Source organism: Hyphobacterium sp. SN044, assembly GCF_021864465.1.
Taxonomy (GTDB): domain Bacteria; phylum Pseudomonadota; class Alphaproteobacteria; order Caulobacterales; family Maricaulaceae; genus Hyphobacterium.
On record NZ_JAKKUV010000001.1, the window covers coordinates 389,895 to 410,569 of the forward strand.

The window sequence follows — 20,675 nt, forward strand, 5'->3', positions numbered from 1 at the left end:
ACAGGCTGATGATGCCCAAGAGTCCATATCGACGGCATTGTTTGGCACCTCGATGTCGGCTCATCGCATCCTGGGGCTGGAGCAGGTCCCAAGGGTTTGGCTGTTCGCCAATTAAAGCGGTACGTGAGCTGGGTTCAGAACGTCGTGAGACAGTTCGGTCCCTATCTGCCGTGGGTGTCGGAAACTTGAGAGGAGCTGTCCCTAGTACGAGAGGACCGGGATGGACACACCTCTGGTGGACCTGTTGTGGCGCCAGCCGCACTGCAGGGTAGCTATGTGTGGAAGGGATAACTGCTGAATGCATCTAAGCAGGAAGCCCACCTCAAGACCAGGTTTCCCTTGAGAGCCGTGGAAGACGACCACGTCGATAGGCCAGGTGTGGAAGCGTAGTGATACGTGAAGCTGACTGGTACTAATTGCTCGATAGGCTTGATTTCCCGATGCTCATGCACGGCGATCGTTTCGTTCGCACGTCCATGTGCCTCGGTCAGGTTTTGTCTCTTCAGATTTTATTGGATCGCACGTGCCGACCGGGTGGTTATTGCGGGGGGACCCCACCCGTTCCCATTCCGAACACGGCCGTTAAGACCCCCAGCGCCGATGGTACTAAGTCCTAAGACTTGGGAGAGTAGGTCGCCGCCCGGTCTGCACGTTCGATCCAATGACCCTCCTTCATGCGATATCACGCACAAGAAGCCCCGCCGGCATCCGCCGCGGGGCTTTTTGCGTTCCGGGGCCGCGTTTGGTGACTTCGTCACAGACACGCGCGCTGCGCTGGCCGCATTCTTCCGGCATGGCCGCGTCTGGCGGCTGGCAATCGGAGGACATGACATGCCGCGCAACGAAGGAACGCTCGATCGGATCCTGCGGATCGTACTGGGCCTGGTGCTGATTTCACTGGTTTTCGTCGGACCGCAGACGGTCTGGGGCTGGGTCGGCGTCGTGCCATTGCTGACGGGCCTTGTCGGCTTCTGCCCGCTCTATGCTCTCATCGGCTTTCGAACCTGCCCGGTTCGAAGCTAGATCCGGTCGCTTCAGACTTGCGCCTTCCCCAGCCTCTGCCAGTCTCGGGGGATTGGCCGAGGAGGGAGCATGCCCGCAGGTAAGGCAGCGCATTCGATCGAATGTCCGCAAGGAACGGTCCTTTTCCGGGCCGACGATGCCTGCAAGGGATTCGTGGTCGTTCGCTCCGGACGCATCCGTGTCTCGTTGACATCGCGGACCGGGCGCGAGGTCACGCTCTACCGTGTCGGGCCCGGTGATATCTGCCTGCAAACCTTCAGCTGCCTCGTCGAGGGGCGGCGGTATGCCGCCGAAGGCGTTGTGGAGGCAGATCTTGTCGCCGAAATCATACCGCCGGACGCGTTCCGCCAGCGCCTGGCGTCCGATCACGTGTTCAGGGATGCCATTCTGAGGGCCGTTGCGCACCGGTTTTCCGACTTCGAACAGCTGGTCGAGGACGTCGCGCTGTCCGGTCTTTCGGCGCGGCTTGCGAGGGCGTTGTTGCGGCTCACTGACCCGCAAGGGCATGTAACCATCACGCATGAAGCGCTGGCGGTTGAAGTGGCCTCGGGGCGGGCCGTGATCAGCCGTACACTCGGCGAGTTTGCCCGCCGCGGCTGGATCGCACTTCATCGCGGCGACATCGAAATCCTGAAGCCCGAAGCCCTGAAACGTGTTGCCGGCTGATTTCCACCCAAGGCTTGCCGCCTCTGACCGGCTTCTACCTGCGATCGCTGGACCCGGATGCCGGGTCTGATACCTGCGAGATCGGGTCGGTTCTCTTCAATGTCCCGAGGTTTCCATGCTTTCTGCCTTCGCCAGCGCTCTTGTGCTTGCCTCCGTCCAGGATGGCTGCGTCGATCATTCCGCCTACAATTTCGATCTTGAGGGCGCGCGCCTGCGTGAGGTCGAGATCATCCGCAGCGAGCCGGCCGGCCGCAGCGAGAGCGGCAGCTTCCCGGATGGGACGGTCGTGACCGTTTCGGCCGCGTACTGCACCGATCCGGTGATCACGATGGATGTCGATGCCCCGCTTGATGCGCAGAATGAGATGCGTCTGGGCCAGCTCCTGGGGCGGCTCGATGTCATCGCCGGTTGCACGGCCAATGACTGGGCGGCGCAGGACGCGTCGCTGGCGGCCGCCACTGCGGCGGTCGAGGCGGGCGACGCTTGGAACAATGACGGAGCGCCGATCGCCGGAACCGGCGAGGGCGGCGAAGTCACGCTCGACGTTCGCCCGGTCGACGGCCGGCTTCACGCGACCTTCGTCTGCTCGCGCGCGGCGGGCTAACCCTCCCGCCTCACATCATCGTGCCTTGGCGGCTCCGGACCGGCCTGTCAGTCTGATGGGTGAGGGAGGACTGCCATGCTCGTGACTGCCGCCGCACTTGCGCTTTTCGTCCAGAGCGAACCGTTCGATGTCACGCGAGACTGGGACAGCGTACTCGACACCCGGATCAGCGCGGAATGGACCGGACCTCACCGCGAATACGATTTCTGGATCGGCGAGTGGGACGCGAACTGGCGTGGCCGAGAGGAAGACGGGCTGCATCATGTTGCCGACGGGAACCGCCAGTACCACCTTGTCTTCCCTGTGCTCGGCGGCAAGGCGATCATCGAGCTGGCCCAGCCGATGGAGCAGCCCGAAGGCGAAGCGCGCGGGCGGGGCTTTTCGATCCGCTACTATGACGAGGCCCGAGAACATTGGGTGATGGCCCAGCACTGGCCGAACCCGCAATTCGACGGCGTCGCCTTCCTCGACCAGCTGACCGGACGGTCCGACCACGGCCGGATCATGGTCTATTCCTCGGCCCTGCAGCAGACCTCGGACGCGGGAAACCCCACCATTCGCCGCTACCAATTCTCCGATATCGCCGCCGATCGCTTCCGGTGGGACGGGGCCAACACGACCGACCACGGCGATAGCTGGACAACCTGGATGGTGGTTGATTTCGACCGCACCGGTCCGCAGCCGGACCTGCCCGGCACGTCAGAGGCCTTCCCGGGACAGGATGAGGATCTCCTCTGCACCAGCGAGCCGCACGGCGCACTCGATAGCCTTGAGGGTGTCTGGTCCGGCACCGCCCTGTCGCCGGACGGAACCAGCGAGCCGGCCCGGCTGACGGGAACGCGCATGCTGGACGGCTGCGCGGTACTCGTCGTTTTCGAGCGCCCGGAGAGCGGCTATCGCAGCTTCACCTTCTGGAGCTATGCGCCGCTCTTCCAGCGCTGGTTTGCGCTCTATCTCAACAACCAGCCGGGCGAGGGGCATCGCTACTATGCCGGCGGTGTGGCCGGGGAGGGCGCATGGTTCGCCGCTCTGCCGGGCGCGGCGATCACCGACGAAACCACGCCGTTCATTGGCAATGCGGCCGGCGATCATTCCAATGCACCGGCGCGGATCGGCTGGACCGCGCTGGACGACGATCATGTCGTCTTCCGCGTCGAGGTGCGGGGCGGGGACGGGGAATACGCCATGCGCCGGGAATACGAGATGCGCCGCGAATAGCGCCCGGCGCTATTTCCCGCCGAGGGCGCGCGCCGGCAGCGAGATGATGCTGGCGGCCAGCCCGGCGAGCGTGCCGGCCGGGCCCGGTGTGTCGCGGCCCTGTTCGCCCAGCAATGCGGTCTGCAGCGCTCCGCTGGTCACCATGCTCATCAGTGTCGGCGAACTGGCGAAGGTCGTGTGGTTCAAGGATCCGCCATCGCTGAAGTGCGTGAGGTCGATCACTGTCACGCCCATCTGCGTCAGTTCTTCGACATGGTTGCCCGATCCGACACGCGGGGCCCGCTCGCCGCGAATGAAGCTCGACAACGCCAGCAGGCGGTCGCGGTGCGAGACGAAGACGACGAGATGCTCGGGCAATGTGTCCATCGAGGCGACCTGCTCGCGGAACACATCGGAATCGATATCGGGGGAGGCAAGGACCACGGCATCGAGGCGCTCGATCACGCCGCTCCGTCCCGTCAGGCTCAATTGGCGCAGCGACTCCATCGTCAGGAGAGCGCCCATCGAATGCGCGATCACCGTGATCGATCCGGTATCGCTTTGCGAGAGCAATTCGAGCGTATGGGCGAGCCCGTCGCGGCTGAACTGGACGCTGTCGCGGTCGTAGAGATAGGCCGAAAACCGCCCCGCCGACGGCCACGCGAAATGAACCCCCACGCCCTCGACCTGAAAGTCGGCGAAAATCTGGGCGTTCAGGTAAAGCCCGTTCGAAAACGGCGTATTGAAGCCATGGACGAAAACGACGATGTGACGATCCTCGCCGGCCAGGTCCGCGAGGCGGGCATTCAGGCGCGCGATGAATTCCGCTTCACTCCCCAGACCTTCGTAAGACGACAGGGCGAATTCCGAAGCGGGATCGACGCGCGAACCGGGATAATCGATATGGCCGGGCTCCCGCTGCCGCGGCACCCAGACCCCCGCATCGGCGAAATCGAGCTTGATCGACCGCGCGTCGTCAAACCGGCGATCGCCGGTCTCGTCGGGCGTCCGCGTGGTTGCAATCAGCAGGTGCTCGGTCTGGCCGAGCGAAGGGTCAGGCGTGACCAGAGGCAGCCGCGCCGGATTGGAGGCGCAGGCCGATGCCAATATGCAGAGCGCGACGGCGAGGCCGAAGGCGTGAAGGCTTGGCAAAGGGCGTCTCATTGCCTCTCCGGTGGGCCGCGGAATGACGGGCAAGATGCCAGAATGTCCGCGAGGTTCAACGCCGTGTCAGACTTCGAGCGCCGTGTTGCGCCCGGTGTCCATGACGACGCGATAGCCGGCAGCTTCCGCCATGGCGACCGGGTCGCGTCCCGACAGGTGCGGCAGGCGTTCCAGGACCAGCCGTTTCGGCCAGCGCGCTTTCGGTGCTTCGGCGAAGAAGGCTTCGAGGATTTCCGGCTCCGCCCCCTCGACGTCGATCTTGATTGCGTCGGCGCATTCGATACCGGCGGCATCAAGCAGCTGCAGGAGGGTGACGGCATCGACCGTCAGCCCGCCATCGCCGATCAGACCGCTCTCGCCGCGATTGTGCGTGTTCTCGGTGAAGGACAGCGTGCCGGCCTGACCCGCGACCGCGACGGGGCGCACCTCGATCCGGTCGGCAAAACCGGATGCGTCGATGTTGAAGCTGAGCCGCCGCAGCATTTCCGGCTGCGGCTCGATGGCGATAATCCGTCCGGGTCCGGTCGCGGCCGCGGCCAGCGTCAGTGAGTACAGGCCGAAATTCGCGCCGATATCGATAAAGCTGCTCTCCGGCGTCAGCGCGTCGATCAGATAGTCCAGCTCGCGCCGTTCCAGCTTGTCCGGCCGGGCGAGGGCGCGCTTCTCCGACAGATTGTCACGCGGATGCAGGCGCGCGCGGAAGCCGTTGACCTCGATGTCGACCGGGCCGGGATTGAACCAGGCGACCGGCCGCACGGCCAGGCCCAGCCCGCCGCGGGAAGCTTCGATCAGCGATTTCCTGAAGCCCGTCGGGGCATGGTCCCCCCAAGCGGCGGGGGCGGTTTCGGCGCTCTGTGTCATGGCATCGAGACTTAGCTTGGCTTCGCACTGCACGCCAAGCTGTTCCGCACACGGAGCCGCCCTTGCATCCCCCGCCGCCATGCTCTAGATACGCCGCTCCCCCGGAGACGGGGGCGCGGCCTGGCCGCATCTGAGACGGGGTGGAGCAGCCCCGTTCGCCCGCAGCGGGTTTCCCGCGAGGACGGACAAATGAGAAGGAACCGGGCTGCGGCCCTTTTCCGGATCGGCTCACACTGACGCGGGGTGGAGCAGCCCGGTAGCTCGTCAGGCTCATAACCTGAAGGTCACAGGTTCAAATCCTGTCCCCGCACCCAAACTGAAAGCCCCGCCAACCGGCGGGGCTTTTTCCTTTTTGCCGCACCCTTCAGCCATCGTTTTGTGGGGCGATCGGGCGTAGGGTCATGGATCACCTCAAGGAGAGGTCGAACCATGATGCGCCTCGCAGCAGCATTCCTCACGGCCTTCGCATTGACCCAGATCGCGGCACCTGCCGAGGCCGATCCGCCCACCGCCGTCGATGACAGCTATTCGCGCGATGCGCGCCGAACCCCCGCTGCCACAGGCGGATGGAACCAGGATTTCTACGAACTCTCACCCAGCAGCACGACCAGCCTGTCAAACGGTGGCGTTGCCTTTGCCTGGCGGACCTCGGCGGGTGAGATAAGGGTGCTGACGCGCGACCGGCTCGGCAATCAGACCGCCCCGGAGTTTGTCGTCAGTTCCACGTCGAGCGGCAGCCCGTCGATCGCCGGGCTGACCGGCGGCGGCTTCGTCGTCGCCTGGGCGGGAACCGACCCGTCAGGGATCGGGACGGCGCCGGACATTGTCGCGCGCCGCTATGATGCTGCGCTGAATGCGGCAGGTCCGGCCTTCCGGGTCAACAACGCCACCGCGGGTGACCAGGCCGTGCCCCACGCAGCCGGACTGACCGGTGGCGGTTTCGCGATCGCCTGGACGACTGCCAGCGAATACCAGGCCCGATTCTACGACGCGGCGGGATTGGCGGTCACCGGTGAGGTCATTCTCAATACGAGTGCCATTACCGGGACCAGCTTCTTCGACACGCGCGCCCTCGACGATGGCGGTGTGGTGTTTGCCTGGGCGACGGCGACCGAGATGCGTACCCGCGCCTATTCCGCCACCGGCACGTTTCTCACGCCGGAACGCAGCTTCATGTCGGCGGCAACGCCCGTCGACATGGCGCTGCTGGATGGCGGCGGCGTCGCGTTCGTGTCGCGCTACGACGTCGGTACGAACCGGGACCTGCGCATCGAGATGTTCGACGCCCGGGGCATTCAGACCGCGCCGCTCACGATTTTCGGTCCCCACCAGAGTTATCCGACCGAGTTCAATCACGTCACGCTCGACGCCCTTGATGATGGCGGCGCTGTCCTTGGGGCGGCCTGGTACCGGCCCGGCATATTCGGATATGCCGACCTGATTGTCGGCATTGTCGACGAACGGGGAGTGGTGATCGCAACGGCACCGACCGGGTGGGGCAACCGGTTCCGACCGCACAGTCCTGACGCGATTGCGCTGGAAGACGGCCGGTTCATCGTCGTTGGTCCGGCAGGAACCGGCGCTGTCTTCTACGACCTGGCCCTTTTGTACGAACCGCGCCCGCTTTCGGCCGAGGAGGTGCACACGCTGAACGTGGCGGTCAATGACCGTGATGGCGATGGCAATGCACTGACCATCACGCAGATCGCCGGTCAGGTACCCGTCGGCGGAGTGACCCTGCCGTCCGGCGGGGTCGTTTTCCTGTCGAACAACACGCTCGTCTACACGGCGACGTCGGCGGCTTTCGCCACGGCCCTCGCCAACGGCGAGGCGGGGGTGGATTCTTTCGCCTATACCATCAGCGATGGCACGGCCACGGATACAGCGACGGTGAACGTCACCCTCGTCGGCGTCGGCGATGCGCCCACCGCCAACAACGACACGCTGAGTTTTGCCGAGAACGAGGCGGCGCGGGATGTGCGCGCGACGCTGCTCGCCAACGACACCGATCCTGATACCGGTGAGACCGCGCAACTGACCGTCTCGGCGGTAAATACGGCCGGCACGCAGGGACAGGTCGTCTACGCTCCGACCGCAGTGACCTATGCGCCGGGCGGGGCCTTCGAGGCCCTGCCTGCCGGACAGTCCGGTTCCGACAGCTTCGGCTACACCGTCTCCGATCCCGCTGGCCTGACGGATACCGCGACGGTGAACGTCACCGTCAACGGTGCGAATGATGCGCCGGTCGCTGCGAATGACGCGGTGACCTTCTCCGAGGAGGAGGGCGCGCGCAACATCACTTTCGCGCTTCTGAACAACGACACGGATGTCGACACCGGCGAAACCGCCCAGCTGGCGATCACCGCGGTCGACACGGCGGGCAGCCAGGGCGTGGTCGATCTGACCGGCGGGCAGGTCCACTACATCCCGAACGGGGCGTTCAACAGCCTGTCCGCCGGACAGACTGCGACCGACAGCTTCACCTACACGATCACCGATCCGGGTGGGCTGACCTCGACCGCCACGGTGACGGTCACGATCAATGGTTTCGACGGTTACACGCTGACCGCCGAGGTCGAGGGCCTGGGGTCGGGGACGGTGTCGAACCTCGACCTCGCGATCAATTGCGGCACTGGCGGTTCGGCCTGTTCGGCGAAATTTGAGCAGAATACCAATGTCGAGCTGTTCGCCACGTCCGCCAGCGGCTCGCGCTTCGACGGCTGGTCGGGCGCGTGCAGCGGCACGGGCCAGTGCCTCGTTCCGATGACGATGGCGCAGGCGGTGACGGCCCGGTTCGAAATCGATACCCCGCCCGCCGGCCGCATCGTGGCCGCAACCCTGCCCGGCGCACGCTCGGGCTATGTCGGCGGACCGGTCCTGACCGCCTACATGACAGTGATCAGCCGGGCCACGACCCCGGCGCAGGATTGCCGCATCTCCGCGGCGGGCGGGGCCCCCTTCGGCTTCGGATACCAGGCGCTCGACGCCAGCAATCAACCGACGGGGCCGGCCGAGCCGCGCTTCGATCTCGGCAGTGGCCAGTCAATGAGCTTCGTGCTGATCATGGCCCCGCAGACCGCCACCAACGCATCGGGTTATGCCTTCCAGCCGCAGATCGCGTGTGACAATGCCGATCTTGCGACCATACCGGGCGTCAACACGGTGCTGGTCTCGATCGGCAGTGCGCCGGTCCCGGACATATTATCGATCGGCGTGACCGTGTCGGGCGACGGGGTGGTGCGCATTCCTTCCAGCGGCAACCGGATCAGCTTCATGTCGGCTGCCGCAATGAATATCGGTGCAGGGGATGGCTCTGCCGGCGCGAACGACGCCACCGTCACGGTCAGCGTCGATACCGGCGCGGCGACCCTGCCGGTCACGCTGGAAGTCTGCGAGACCAATGCCAGCGGCTCGTGCACCACGCCGCGGGGCCAGGCCGCGTTGTCAACGGTGTTCTCGGGCTCCACGGCCAAGACCTTCGCCGTCTTCGTCCGGGCAAACGAGGGGGCGAGCGTGCCGTTCGACCCTGCGAATGCGCGCGTCTATCTGCGCTTCACCGACGCCACCGGAACGCTGCGCTCCGTCACCAGCGCCGCCATCTCGGCTCCGTGACATCGCGCCGCCGCGTCCGGTTTGACACGGGAGTGCAATGTGATACCCACGCCGCGTCACTTGGGGAGTAGCCACCGCCGCCGGGCGGACCCTCGCGTCAACACACTCGGCCGGCAGGCCGTGGCGCAAGGGGAACGATCCATCGTTCAGGCGAGACCGAGGACATCGCGTCACCGCACGCCGGGCGGGGGACGGGATGTCTTTGGTTTGATGTCTGCCCGGCTGGAATGCTTCCATGGACGCGCTTTTCACTTCCACGCTTGTCGTTGCGCTCGCCGAGATCGGCGACAAGACGATGCTGCTCGCGATCATCCTGGCCGCGCGCTTCAACCGGCCGGTCGCCATCATTCTCGGCATTCTCGCCGCGACCCTGGCCAATCATTTCCTCGCCGCGCTCGTCGGATCGCAGACGGCGTACTGGCTCGACGGTTTCTGGTTTCGGCTCGCCGTGGCTCTCTCCTTCATCGCCATGGGCCTTTGGACCCTGATCCCCGACACGCTCGAGGACGACGAAAAGCCGTCCGTAACGCGTTTCGGAGCGTTCACTGCGACCGCGGTCGCCTTCTTTCTGGTGGAAATGGGTGACAAGACCCAGTTGGCGACGATCGCGCTCGGTGCCCGGTTCGAGAACGCCGTGCTGGTCACGATCGGCACCACGGCCGGCATGATGCTGGCGAATGTGCCCGCAGTTCTGCTCGGCGACCGGATACTTCGCCGCGTGCCCCTGAACGTCGTGCGGTATCTCGCCGCCGGCCTGTTCGTGGCGATCGGCGTCTGGATGCTGGCGGCGATCTGGATGACGGGCAGCTAGCGGGTCATCCGATCAACGCACCAGTCGCGCCGACAGGGAATTGGATTCCGGCACGATGTTGCGCAGCTCGTCAGGATAGCCTGCATAGCGGCGATCGCGCGTGTTCACGTCGCCCTCCGGGAAGTTGATGAACACCGTGCCGTCGCCTTCCCAGCTGGCACCCTCGACGATCCACACCGCCCATTCGTGCTGGACCTGGTGCATGTGTTGATAGGAGTTCCGCCGGTCATTGACCCAGATCAGCTTGGCGAGGGGCATGTAGATGACGCCCTCGATGTCGATCAGGCTGCCATCAAAGGCGTTCCGGTCGCTGTCATTGAGGCCCATGATCGCCATGCCGGCATAGGTGCCGGTGTCCGGCGCGGACAGGATGACCGTGGCGTCTTCCCATTCGAAGTTCACGTCGTCGCCGAAGATCAGTGTTACGTCCTGGCCCGTGACCCGTGCACCATCGATCGTGAAATCCCCAAAGAAATAATACGTACCCGGTTCCAGATGCGTCGTCCGTTCGACGGACACATCCTCGCAATAGGTACCGGGTTCGAGGCGGCCATTGCCGGTGCGAATCCGCACGCGCTCGTGGACCGCATCGGAACCCGGGTCCCGGCAATCCGCTGCGCCGCGCAGGGCGTTCGTGACCCGCGAATGCCCGATCGGATCCGGAATGACATAGGCGTTCAGGAAGGTGCCTGACGGGATGTAGTCGGTCAGGGGGCCCGGGCAGTGGTCGGGGTCGACACCAGCATGATGGCCGCCACCGACGGTCTGGACCATGCGCGCGTTGAGATAGTTGTCGCAGGAGTGCAGGTCGACGACATCGTCGAAATCGTCGGAATTGCCGTAGAAGAGACAATTCGGGGCTTCGATCCGGACTTCGTCGTGCAGTTCGATCGTGTGCTTCTCGTGCTCGTCCATCGACATCCAGCACGCATCGCCCCAGGTCCGGGCGGTGGTGCCTGCTGAACGGACGTCGAGACGCAAATCCTCGATGCCGAGAAGGCCAACCAGCATTGTCGGGATCGTCGCCTGTGCATGGGCGGTGAGCACGGCGTTGTCGCTGCTGTAGTCCCATGCCCATTGGACCGTGGGCTCGAAATTCAGCCGGAAGCGCGTCGCTTCGTAAAACTCCTGCGCGGCTTCCATGCGTTCGTCATCTTCGCCATCGAAGGCGACACCGGCGAGAACCGCACCGTCCATGATGGCCTGAAGATCGCGTTCGGCGTTCAGTCGAGCGCCGAATTCGACCGCGCCGCCGCCCAGCCCGATCAGCACGGGAATGGCCAGTGTCGCGATCACGGCGACATTGGCATTCGTGTGCCCCATAAAACGACGTAAGAAATTGCGCATGACGACCTCCATAGGGAAATCTGCGTATTTCAGAGGTCAGTTAATCACTCGATTCGTAACAAGAAACTTAAGATCCGTCTAAATCGGCCATTGGCTTTAACGCTTCGGTAGTATTTGGCCCCGTCCTTGCGGCGCACCCCGACCGGGTCATCTCGGAGAGGGGCCATGCCGTTTCAGATCGTTACAATCCGGCCAGGTGAACTGAGCGCTGACGATCATGTCCGGTGGTCCGTCGCCATCGCCCGAGGCGACAAATACTCCCCGCTCTTTCATCCCGATTTCGTTCGATTGGTCGCACAGGCGCGGGGGGACGTTCAGATCATCCGTGCCGAAGACCGAAGGGGGCGGCTGGGCTTTCTGCCGCTGCATCGGCGGCAATTCGGATTCTCGCGGCCGATCGCCGCGACGTTCAGCGACTATCATGGCGCGATCCGGGAACCGGGCTTTGACCTGGAACCCGAGACGCTGCTGCGAGCGGCAGGCATCAGACGCTACAAGTATTTCGGGCGTATCGGACCGGGCTTGAAGCCGGCGGGCCGTGGGCTGCGCGCCGACTGTCTGGATGGGTATCCGGCACCCTTCGAACATTTCGAGACGCAACACGCGAAGAAGGCCAAGCAGCTTCGCCGCCTGCGCCGCAAGCTGGAACGGGAACAGGGCGCGGTCGAACTCATCCTTGGCGACGACCGGCCGGAAACGTTCGACCGGCTGTGGGCGTGGAAGGAAAGCCAGTTTCGGGAGACCGGGCGTCACAACGTCCTGCGCCCGCTCTGGGCCGTTGAGTTGATGAACCGCCTGCACGAAGGCGGACGCGGTGAGGTAAGCGGGTTTGTCGCCTCACTCAATGTGAATGGCGAGCCGATTGCCACTGAATTCGGACCGCGCTGGCGCGGGGCCTTCCATCCCTGGATCGCTGCCTACGATCCGGCATTCGCCGAGTATTCGCCCGGCCATCTGCTGGTCGCGGGCCTGCTTGAAGGGATGCGCGACGCCGGCCTTGATCGTTATGACCTCGGCCATGACGACGCGCCCTACAAGGCGATGTTCGCCAACACATCCGTCGCTCTGACGGCCGGCGCCTGGCGGGCTGATGGAGCACGGGAAGCCACCTTCAACCTCCCGGGACTGGCCGGACAGATTTCACGCCGTTGGGAACAGATCTGTCTCGCGGAGAATGACGCGGCCGGCCTGCTTTCCGGCGCGGCAACGGCCGCAATCTCTCTGATCCGCCGATAGGAGGATGTGATGAATTTGAGCGTCGAACATGCCGGTCCCGCGATTGCCCTTCTTGGTGCGGGCCTGATCGCCGCCCCGATCGCTTTGGATTTTGCGCGCAATCGCCTGAGCTCGGGCTGGGCATCCCTGGTCCTTCCCGCTGGCCTTGCCGCGGTTGTGCTCGCTGGCGCTCTGCTCAGCGCCTGGCACAACCGGTCCGGCGAACCGCTTGTCTGGCTGTTCGGGTCCGAGACCGTCGACTTCGGCCTGTCGGAGTTTGGCGTCGTCTTCGCGCTGTGCGCCGCTACCGCCATGCTGGGCTGGCTTGCAATACGTGAAGACAATTGGGGACGCTGGGCATTCGCACTGGCCGGTTTCGCCGCCTTCCTGATTGCTGGCGAAGAACTCAGCTGGGGCCAGTGGATTTTCCACTGGTCGACGCCGGAGTCGATTGCAGCGGTCAATCTGCAGCAGGAAACCAATCTGCATAACCTCGTCGATCCGCGCCTGTACGACATTGTCTACGGCATTGCCGGCTTCGCCATCCTTCTGGTCGCCTCGGGACTTTACTTCTTCGGCAGCCGGGTCTGGTCCGGCGATGGCTTCCTCTCGCGCATGGTCGGTACAGCGACCCGCTGGCTCCGTTGCAGCCATTCCGGTGCGGTCCTGACCCTGTCGACCGCGGTCCTTCTGCAGCACGAATTGTTCGAGGAATATGTGGAATTCCTGTTGGGTGCGGCCGCTGTGCTGTTCCTGCTTTCGGTCGTCAGGGATCAGCGCGGCACGACTCGACTGGAGGCCGTCCATGTCTGACGGGCACGATATCCGGGTCTATGACTCCGGCGCGTTCGATGGCCGCTCCGCTCACTTCGGACGCGAGGTTCAGCGTTTCCGTCACTGTCTGCACCAACGTCCGGTGTTCACCGATGATGGCCTGATCGAATTGCTCGATCGCTATCCGCGCCAGCATATCGGCGTGTTCACGATGGGGGACACGCCCGACACCTGGCGGCGCGGGCGTCTGGGCCAGATCGGTGGAGCGGAACTGCTCGAGCGCGTGCGCGACGGTCGTCTGTGGCTCAATTTGCGCGGAGCGAGCGAACACGACGCGGACATGTCAGCGATCCGGGACGCCATCTTCGGCGAGACCCGGGCGAATGTCCCCGGCTTCCACCCATTCCGTGCCGATGCCGGGCTACTGATTTCGTCGCCGAATGCGCGGGTCTTCTATCATCTCGACATTCCGCGTGTGATGCTGTTCCACCTGCGCGGACACAAGCGCTTCTACGTCTATCCGCGGGAGGCGGGCTATATCCAGCCATCCGATCTGGAAAATGTCGCGCGCGGTCTGACCGAAGAGGAAATCCCTTACGTTGCCGGCCTTGATGCTGGTGCGCAGGTCTTCGATCTCGAACCGGGAGAGATGGTCCACTGGCCGCAGAACGCGCCGCACCGGATCGACAATGGCGGCGATCTGAACGTCTCGCTCTCAGTCGAATTCATGACGCCGCTGGCGCTGATGCGCGCCAATGCGCTTTACGCCAATGGCTGGCTGCGGGAGCGTTTCGGCGCGCAGGCCGGTCTCGAATGGCAGCCGTCGCTTGCATGGGCCTGGAAGGCGCCGCTGGCGCAGGCCTTGCGCAAGGTGGTCGCGTCAAAGCGCAAATGTAAGGCTCCACTTCCGCCCAGCTTCACCCTCGGGACGTCCGGGCTTCAATTCGAATGAGGTCGGTGTCCATCCGGGAAACGAAAAAGACGCCCGAAAGGGGCGTCTTTTCAATTCGAACCAGGCCAGAGACCTGGGCCAGAGCCGCCCGCAACAGAGCGGCCTGATTCACGCGCGGCGCGCTGGCTCATCATCCGGATTGCATGGTCCCATGCCTTCGTTTTCCGCCCGGTTGATCGCACGGCGATCGGGCTCGGAAAGCGCGTTGTGTCCGGTTCGGCCCTCGGGCGGGACGCGTGTCCGGGATGGCGGATTGCCCGGTGACTGCCGGAACATGCGCAGCGTGGGACGAAGCGGGCTGCGGGAAATGGGACGTATCTTCATCGGAAACTCCTGACGCGAGCCGGGCAGGTGTGCCGGTTCGCTGATCGGTTATGCCCTCGGGTGACCAACCGCGTCGCCGGCGGCAGGCATCGGAGAGGTCGGGACTTCAGCCAGCACGTCAGCGATCGTGACCGGGCCGGAGTATTCCGGCTTCGCGCCGCGCGGCCGAGGCATGCGGGAGTCGTAACGCCCAAGCCTGATTCCCCGACTGTTTAAATGTGACATAAATAACGCCTTTCAAATTGAAGCAATAATAATTAAATGGCGATTGCATTACGAAAAACAAGATCAATAAAAAGAAAAACAAATATATTTATTTGTTGCCGAGTCGCGCGCCGTGCGGTCGCTTGCGCCAGAAAAAAGGCGCCCCGCGGGGCGCCTTTTCCAATTCAGCGATGGCGCGAGGCCTATTCCGCAGCGACGCGGGACAGGGCGGCCTGGTTCACGCGCGGCGCGGCTGCGATGACGTAGGGCGCGACATGGTCCTCGTACTTGCCAAAGTTCTCGATGAACATCGCCGCAAGGCGGGCGGCCTGAACGTCATAGGCGTCGCCATCGGCCCAGGTCGAACGCGGGTTCAGGATCTGATCCTCCACGCCCGGAACCGAGGTCGGCACCATGAAGCCGAAATTCGGATCTTCGCGGTAGGTCGCGTTCTTCAGCGTGCCGTCGAGGGCGGCGTTCAGAAGCGTGCGCGTGACCTTGATCGGCATGCGGTGACCGGTGCCATAGGCACCTGACGTCCAGCCCGTATTGACGAGCCAGCAATCGACGCCGTGTTCGGCGATCAGTTCGCGCAGCAGCGCGCCGTATTCGGCCGGGTGACGCGGCATGAAGGGACCGCCGAAGCAGGCCGAGAAGGTCGCCGTCGGTTCTTTCACGCCCTTTTCCGTACCGGCCACCTTGGCAGTGTAGCCCGACAGGAAGTGATACATGGCCTGCGCCGGGGTCAGCTTGGCGATCGGCGGCATCACGCCATAGGCGTCGCAGGTCAGCATGACGAGGTTTTTCGGCTGACCGCAGCGGCCCGTTGCGCTGGCGTTCGGAATGGCGTGGATCGGATAGGCGCCGCGGCTGTTCTCCGCCAGCGTCGCATCGTCGAGATCGAGTTTCCGGGTCACCGGGTCCATCACGACGTTTTCCAGCACCGTGCCCCACTGTTTCGTGGTGGCGAAGATTTCCGGCTCGGCCTCGGCCGACAGGCGGATCATCTTGGCGTAACAGCCGCCTTCGAAGTTGAAGAGGCCGTTTTCCGACCAGCCATGCTCGTCGTCGCCGACAAGGGTGCGGCTGGCGTCCGCGGACAGCGTCGTCTTGCCGGTGCCCGACAGGCCGAAGAAGATGGCAGCATTGTCGTTCTCGGTCGTGTTGACCGAGCAATGCATCGGCATCACGCCCTTCGCGGGCAAGAGATAGTTCAGGATGGTGAAGACCGACTTCTTGGTCTCGCCGGCGTAGGATGTGCCGCCGATCAGCACCATGCGGCGGTTGAAGTCGACCGCGATGATCGTCTCGCTGCGGCAGCCATGGCGCGCGGGATCGGCCTTGAAGCTCGGCAGGTTCACGATGGTGAACTGGGCTTCGAAATCATTCAACTCGTGGGCTTCCGGACGGCGAAGCAGGTGGCGGATGAACAGGTTGTGCCAGGCCAGCTCGTTGACGATGGTCACGGGCAGGCGATGGTCCAGGTCGGCGCCGCCGAACAGGTCCTGGACGAAGAGCTCCTTGCCCTTCATGTGGGCCTTGAAGTCTTCCCACAGCGCCGCGAACTGGTCGGACGTCATGGAGGCGTTCTTTTCCCACCAGACCGTGTCTTCGGTGGTCTCGTCGCGGACGGTGAACTTGTCGTTGGCGGAGCGGCCGGTATGGGCCCCGGTCTTCACAACCAGCGGGCCGCCTTCGGCGATTTCGCCTTCGCCGCGCTTGACGGCTTCCTGATAGAGCGCGGCCTCATTGAGATTGCGGTAAACCGCGGCGGCGCCTTCGACGCCCAGATGTTCCAGACCCGTCGCTTGGCCGTTCGTCGCCACTGAAGACATATCGTCCCCCGTCTCAGCAGGTCGCGTGCCTGTTACCGGCACGCCTCACCCGATCCACTTCACCTTACCCCGTGCGGGCGCCGGAATCACCCCCGTCTGGGTCGTTCCGGGACGCCGCGTGCGGGCCGCTATAAAGGAAGAGCAAGCCGCCTGCCAGTCTGTCCGGTCTCGCTAGCTGCCATCCGGTAACGGAATATGTTCGGATTCACCGGGGGGCAGGCGGAACACGCTGTCCACGAAACCGGCTTTGGCGGAGGCAGACCAGTCGCGTTTGGCTTGTTCTATGCGCTCCGGGCGGCTCGAGACCAGATTCCAGAATATTTGACGCTTCCCGGTCAGAGGCGCGCCGCCGCACAGGAAAACATGGCCTTCCTTAAGGGCGCGGATCTCCGGTTCATGGCCGGGATCGAGCACCGCCATGGTTCCAACCGGCAAGACTTCGCCATCAATCGTGATGTCGCCCGTAGCGGCGTAGACGGCCCGGTCCTCGTGCTCGGCAGGCACGGTGACGGCGCTGCCTTCCGGCATGCGGGCGTGAACGTAGAGCGTCGGCGAGAAGACCTCGACCGGCGAGGTGCGCCCGTGCGATGTGCCGAGGATCAGCCGAAGCGTCGCGCCGCCCTCGCTCCATTCCGGCAGGCTGGAGCCCGGATGGTGATGGAAGGACGGTTCGATTTCTTCCTTGTCTTCGGGCAGGGCGATCCAGGTCTGGATGCCGCTCATCGTGAAGCCGCGTTCGCGCGCTTCTGCGCCGGTCCGCTCGGAATGAACGATGCCGCGCCCCGCCGTCATCCAGTTCACGTCGCCGGGGCGGATCGTCTGGAAACAGCCCAGGCTGTCATTGTGGTCCATCTCGCCTTCGATCAGATAGGTGACGGTCGCCAGCCCGATATGCGGGTGGGGTCGCACATCGATGCCCTTTCCGGGCGCGAAGGTCGCCGGACCCATCTGGTCGAAGAAGATGAAGGGGCCGACGGTGCGGCGGCCTGCGGCCGGCAGAACGCGGCGCACGGAAAACCCGCCGATATCGCGTTCGCGGCCCTCGATCATGCGCTCGATCATCCTGCACCTCCATGCTTCTGATGGCCGCAATGTAGACCCGCCCGGCGCGCCTGAAACCCGCGACCTCGCGAAAACGTCATTCCGGTTTGGAACAGATACGCGCAGCCCCGGCGTTGAGCCGCCGCGCGGGCTCGGCTAGCGTCGCCGCGATTTTTCAATCCGGGGAGTGGGAGCCATGCATCTGAAGACGATTACAACGGCCGTGCTGGCGGGCAGTTTGCTCGCATCGCCGGGTTGGAGCCAGGACGACACCGAGTTCACGATTCCCGAAAACCAGGCGGCCACGGCGAGTCAACTGGCCGAGGCGGGGCTGGAAAGCGACCTTGCGTGGGATATCGTCGAGAGCCTGACGACCGAGATCGGTCCCCGTCTCGGGGGCAGTGAGGCCGAGGCCCGCGCCCGCGATTGGGGTGTCCGCACCCTGACCGAACTCGGTTTCGCGAATGTGCGCATCGAGGAATTCGAGATGCCGTACTGGGAGCGGGGCGAGCTTGATGTCGCGATCGTTTCACCTTTCCCGCAGGCGATGGCCGCGACCGAGCTGGGCGGCTCGGCGGCGACACCCGAAGGCGGGGTGACGGCCGAGATCGTCTTCTTTGAATCCTTCGATGATCTGCAAGACGCGCCGGCGGGCGTGCTTGAAGGGCGCATCGCCTACATCAATGACCGCATGGTCCGCGCGCATGACGGGGCCGGCTATGGCCCCGCCAACCGCAAGCGCAGCCTCGGCTGGATCGAGGCGCAGGCGCGCGGCGCGGTCGGCCTCCTGATCCGCTCGGTCGGCACGGACAGTCACCGCATGCCGCACACCGGCAATATGTCGCGCGTGACGGAAAATACCCTGGCGCAGGGCAGCCTGTCGGATGTCGCGGCGGATTATGTCCGCGCGACCTATCCCGACCTCGCGGAGGCCCCGGCGCGGTCGCAAATCCCCGCGATCGCCCTGTCGGCCCCCGATGCTGACCAGGTCGAACGCATCCACCGGATGGGCGAGGCGATGGAAGTCAGCCTGCGCGCCTCCGGCGGCTGGCAATCGACCACGACGTCCGGGAATGTCATTGGCGAGATCGTGGGCCGGGAACTGCCCGAGGAGATCATCGTCATTGGCGGCCATCTCGACAGCTGGGACGAGGGCACCGGGGCTGTCGACGACGGTGCCGGTATCGCGATCACGGTGGCCGCTGCGCGTCTGATCGCCGAACTGCCGGAGAACCCGCGCCGCACAATCCGCGTCGTGATGTTCGGCGCGGAGGAAGTCGGTCTGCTCGGCGGTTTCGACTATGCCCAGCGCTATGCCGACAGCCTTGGCGATCATGTCGTCGCATCTGAATCGGATTTCGGCGCCGGCCCGGTCTGGCGCCTCTCGTCGAATGTCAGCGCGGACGGCACGGCCGCGATGGACGAGATTCTCCGCATCATCGCGCCCTATGGTGTGATCCGCGGCGAGCGTGCCGGCGGCGGCGGCGGTCCGGACATTATTCCGATGGCGATGCGCGGCGTGCCGACCTTCCGCCTGGAGCAGGAAGGCTCGGACTATTTCGATCTGCACCACACGCCGGACGACACGCTCGACAAGATCGACCCGGATGAACTGGCCCAGAATGTCGCCGTCTGGGCGGCCACGGTTTACCTCGCCGCGGAACTCGACGTCGAATTCCGAACGGCAGATGAACAGGCCGGTCGCGATTAGGCCGAAATCAAGCGGCTTTAAGGCAGGCCCGCCCCAATCGGGGCGGGCCTGCCCATATTAATCTTTCATTTGCCATGCGGCGGCGTCATTGCCTCCACATCGGCTGACGAGAACTGACCCCGTCAACGGTCCAGAGGGACCAACTGCTGGGGGCAGTTATGAAGATCGTTCTCGTTGCGGGCACCCGCCCGGAAGTTATCAAGCTCGCGCCTGTTCGCGCCGCCGCGCTTACCCATCCGAACATTTGTGTCGAGTGGATCGCCACCGGTCAGCACACCTCGCTGGCCGACCAGGCGATGGAGATGTTCGCGCTGCGCCCCGACCGGCGTCTGGCGCTCGACTGGGACGGCTCCAGCCTGACCAGCCTGACCGGCGCACTCGTCAGCGAGCTGGGCGCGGCGCTCGCCGAGGCCAAGCCCGACATGGTCGTCGTTCAGGGCGATACGGCCTCCGCCTTTTCCGGCGCGGCCGCCGCCCACCTCAACCGCATCCCGGTCGCGCATGTCGAGGCGGGGCTGCGCAGCGGCGATTTCGCCAATCCCTTCCCGGAAGAGGGCTTCCGCCGCCTGATCACGCCGATCGCGGACCTCAACTTCGCCCCGACGCGCGATGCGGCCAGGAATCTCCGCAATGAAGGCATTCCGCGCGGCAAGATCTTCGTCACCGGCAATACCGTGATCGACGCCGTTCTGGAGATCGCGAAACAGGACCGGGTTCCCGAAGTCCTGAACCGCGCGAAGCCCGGCGAACGCCTCGTCCTTGTCACGACGCACCGCCGCGAGAACTGGGGCGAGGGCGTCGCCAATGTCTGCTCGGCGATCCGCACCCTGCGCAGCGCCTATCCCGATACCCGCTTCATCCTGCCGGCCCACCTCAATCCGCGCGTGCGCGATACGGTGGCCGCGGAACTGGCGGGCGAAGACCGGATCGAGGTGATCGAACCGCTCGCCTATCCCGATTTCATCGCCGTGCTGAAGAATTGCACACTGGTCCTGTCTGACTCAGGTGGCGTTCAGGAAGAAGCGCCCAGCTTCCGGGTTCCCGTCCTCGTTCTTCGTGAAAGGACCGAACGCATGGAAGCCGTGAAGGCAGGAACCGCGAAACTCGTCGGCACCGACCGCGAGAAAATCGTCCAGGAAGCGTCCCGCCTTCTCGGCGACGAGACGCGCCGCCGCGCGATGATGCGGGCCGGCAATCCCTTCGGCGACGGGAAATCTTCCGAGCGCATCGTCCGCGAGATCGCGAAATTCTGCCGCGTCTCGCTGGCCGATCCGGCAAATGCAGCTGCCGCTGTTAACCCTGTTGGCGTTGGCGCGCCGGCAAAGGCATGAGGC

The 20,675-nt window shown here is 64.6% G+C and carries 16 protein-coding genes, 1 tRNA gene, 2 rRNA genes and 1 riboswitch (1 of these 20 only partly in view); of the genes, 14 read left to right on the forward strand and 5 right to left on the reverse strand.

Annotated features, from left to right (window positions below):
- The 6 genes from L5876_RS02015 to L5876_RS02040 all read left to right on the forward strand — a co-directional run.
- A 23S ribosomal RNA gene (locus L5876_RS02015) occupies nt 1-437 on the forward strand; it begins 2,295 nt to the left of the window's first position.
- Between the two features lie 93 nt (nt 438-530).
- Nucleotides 531-645 (forward strand): 5S ribosomal RNA (rrf, locus tag L5876_RS02020).
- A 186-nt stretch (nt 646-831) separates the two neighbouring features.
- Nucleotides 832-1,023, forward strand: coding sequence for a DUF2892 domain-containing protein (locus L5876_RS02025; RefSeq protein ID WP_236954417.1), 192 nt, complete (start codon nt 832-834; stop codon nt 1,021-1,023).
- A gap of 69 nt (nt 1,024-1,092) precedes the next feature.
- Nucleotides 1,093-1,689 carry a Crp/Fnr family transcriptional regulator gene (locus tag L5876_RS02030; RefSeq protein ID WP_236954418.1) on the forward strand — a complete coding sequence of 199 codons (597 nt, stop codon included), beginning with the start codon at nt 1,093-1,095 and terminating at the stop codon, nt 1,687-1,689.
- A gap of 115 nt (nt 1,690-1,804) precedes the next feature.
- Nucleotides 1,805-2,293: a hypothetical protein gene (locus L5876_RS02035; RefSeq protein ID WP_236954419.1), complete on the forward strand. Its 489-nt coding sequence runs from the start codon at nt 1,805-1,807 to the stop codon at nt 2,291-2,293.
- Between the two features lie 75 nt (nt 2,294-2,368).
- Nucleotides 2,369-3,511 carry a hypothetical protein gene (locus tag L5876_RS02040; protein ID WP_236954420.1) on the forward strand — a complete coding sequence of 381 codons (1,143 nt, stop codon included), beginning with the start codon at nt 2,369-2,371 and terminating at the stop codon, nt 3,509-3,511.
- Between the two features lie 9 nt (nt 3,512-3,520).
- Here the strand turns inward: L5876_RS02040 and L5876_RS02045 are convergent, their stop codons facing one another.
- Together L5876_RS02045 and L5876_RS02050 are read right to left on the reverse strand one after the other, a co-directional pair.
- Nucleotides 3,521-4,654 (reverse strand): alpha/beta hydrolase, encoded by a 1,134-nt coding sequence (locus L5876_RS02045; protein WP_236954421.1) that lies wholly within the window; start codon nt 4,652-4,654, stop codon nt 3,521-3,523.
- A gap of 66 nt (nt 4,655-4,720) precedes the next feature.
- On the reverse strand, nt 4,721-5,515 hold the full coding sequence (locus L5876_RS02050) for an FkbM family methyltransferase (RefSeq protein WP_236954422.1): 795 nt from the start codon (nt 5,513-5,515) through the stop codon (nt 4,721-4,723).
- A gap of 237 nt (nt 5,516-5,752) precedes the next feature.
- Here L5876_RS02050 and L5876_RS02055 point away from each other — a divergent pair.
- The 3 genes from L5876_RS02055 (at nt 5,753) to L5876_RS02065 (ending at nt 9,938) form a co-directional block, all read left to right on the forward strand.
- Nucleotides 5,753-5,829: transfer RNA gene (locus tag L5876_RS02055), tRNA-Met, on the forward strand.
- Nucleotides 5,830-5,944: 115 nt separating this feature from the next.
- Nucleotides 5,945-9,127: an Ig-like domain-containing protein gene (locus tag L5876_RS02060; protein ID WP_236954423.1), complete on the forward strand. Its 3,183-nt coding sequence runs from the start codon at nt 5,945-5,947 to the stop codon at nt 9,125-9,127.
- A 49-nt stretch (nt 9,128-9,176) separates the two neighbouring features.
- Nucleotides 9,177-9,275, forward strand: a riboswitch (yybP-ykoY riboswitch).
- 87 nt (nt 9,276-9,362) lie between these two features.
- Nucleotides 9,363-9,938, forward strand: coding sequence for a TMEM165/GDT1 family protein (locus L5876_RS02065; protein WP_236954424.1), 576 nt, complete (start codon nt 9,363-9,365; stop codon nt 9,936-9,938).
- A gap of 12 nt (nt 9,939-9,950) precedes the next feature.
- Here the strand turns inward: L5876_RS02065 and L5876_RS02070 are convergent, their stop codons facing one another.
- Nucleotides 9,951-11,285: a TadE/TadG family type IV pilus assembly protein gene (locus L5876_RS02070; protein WP_236954425.1), complete on the reverse strand. Its 1,335-nt coding sequence runs from the start codon at nt 11,283-11,285 to the stop codon at nt 9,951-9,953.
- Nucleotides 11,286-11,450: 165 nt separating this feature from the next.
- On the opposite strand from L5876_RS02070, the gene L5876_RS02075 reads away from it, so the two are divergent.
- Genes L5876_RS02075 through L5876_RS02085 form a run of 3 tightly spaced genes read left to right on the forward strand, consistent with a single transcriptional unit; the run spans nt 11,451 to nt 14,226 of the window.
- On the forward strand, nt 11,451-12,521 hold the full coding sequence (locus L5876_RS02075) for a GNAT family N-acetyltransferase (RefSeq protein ID WP_236954426.1): 1,071 nt from the start codon (nt 11,451-11,453) through the stop codon (nt 12,519-12,521).
- A gap of 9 nt (nt 12,522-12,530) precedes the next feature.
- On the forward strand, nt 12,531-13,313 hold the full coding sequence (locus L5876_RS02080; protein ID WP_236954427.1) for a hypothetical protein: 783 nt from the start codon (nt 12,531-12,533) through the stop codon (nt 13,311-13,313).
- A complete protein-coding gene (locus L5876_RS02085) occupies nt 13,306-14,226 on the forward strand; it encodes a hypothetical protein (protein ID WP_236954428.1) in 921 nt (306 codons plus the stop codon). Before L5876_RS02080 ends, L5876_RS02085 begins: the two co-directional genes overlap by 8 nt.
- 731 nt (nt 14,227-14,957) lie before the next feature.
- On the opposite strand, the gene L5876_RS02090 is transcribed toward L5876_RS02085, so the two are convergent.
- Together L5876_RS02090 and L5876_RS02095 are read right to left on the reverse strand one after the other, a co-directional pair.
- The gene (locus tag L5876_RS02090; protein ID WP_236954429.1) at nt 14,958-16,589 is read right to left on the reverse strand and encodes a phosphoenolpyruvate carboxykinase; all 1,632 of its coding nucleotides are present in this window, start codon (nt 16,587-16,589) and stop codon (nt 14,958-14,960) included.
- 171 nt (nt 16,590-16,760) lie between these two features.
- Nucleotides 16,761-17,651, reverse strand: coding sequence for a pirin family protein (locus L5876_RS02095; RefSeq protein ID WP_236954430.1), 891 nt, complete (start codon nt 17,649-17,651; stop codon nt 16,761-16,763).
- A gap of 175 nt (nt 17,652-17,826) precedes the next feature.
- On the opposite strand from L5876_RS02095, the gene L5876_RS02100 reads away from it, so the two are divergent.
- On the forward strand, nt 17,827-19,341 hold the full coding sequence (locus L5876_RS02100; RefSeq protein ID WP_236954431.1) for a M28 family peptidase: 1,515 nt from the start codon (nt 17,827-17,829) through the stop codon (nt 19,339-19,341).
- A gap of 158 nt (nt 19,342-19,499) precedes the next feature.
- Complete coding sequence (gene wecB / locus L5876_RS02105; protein ID WP_236954432.1) at nt 19,500-20,672, forward strand: non-hydrolyzing UDP-N-acetylglucosamine 2-epimerase; 1,173 nt, start codon at nt 19,500-19,502, stop codon at nt 20,670-20,672.
- Nucleotides 20,673-20,675: the final 3 nt, after the last annotated feature.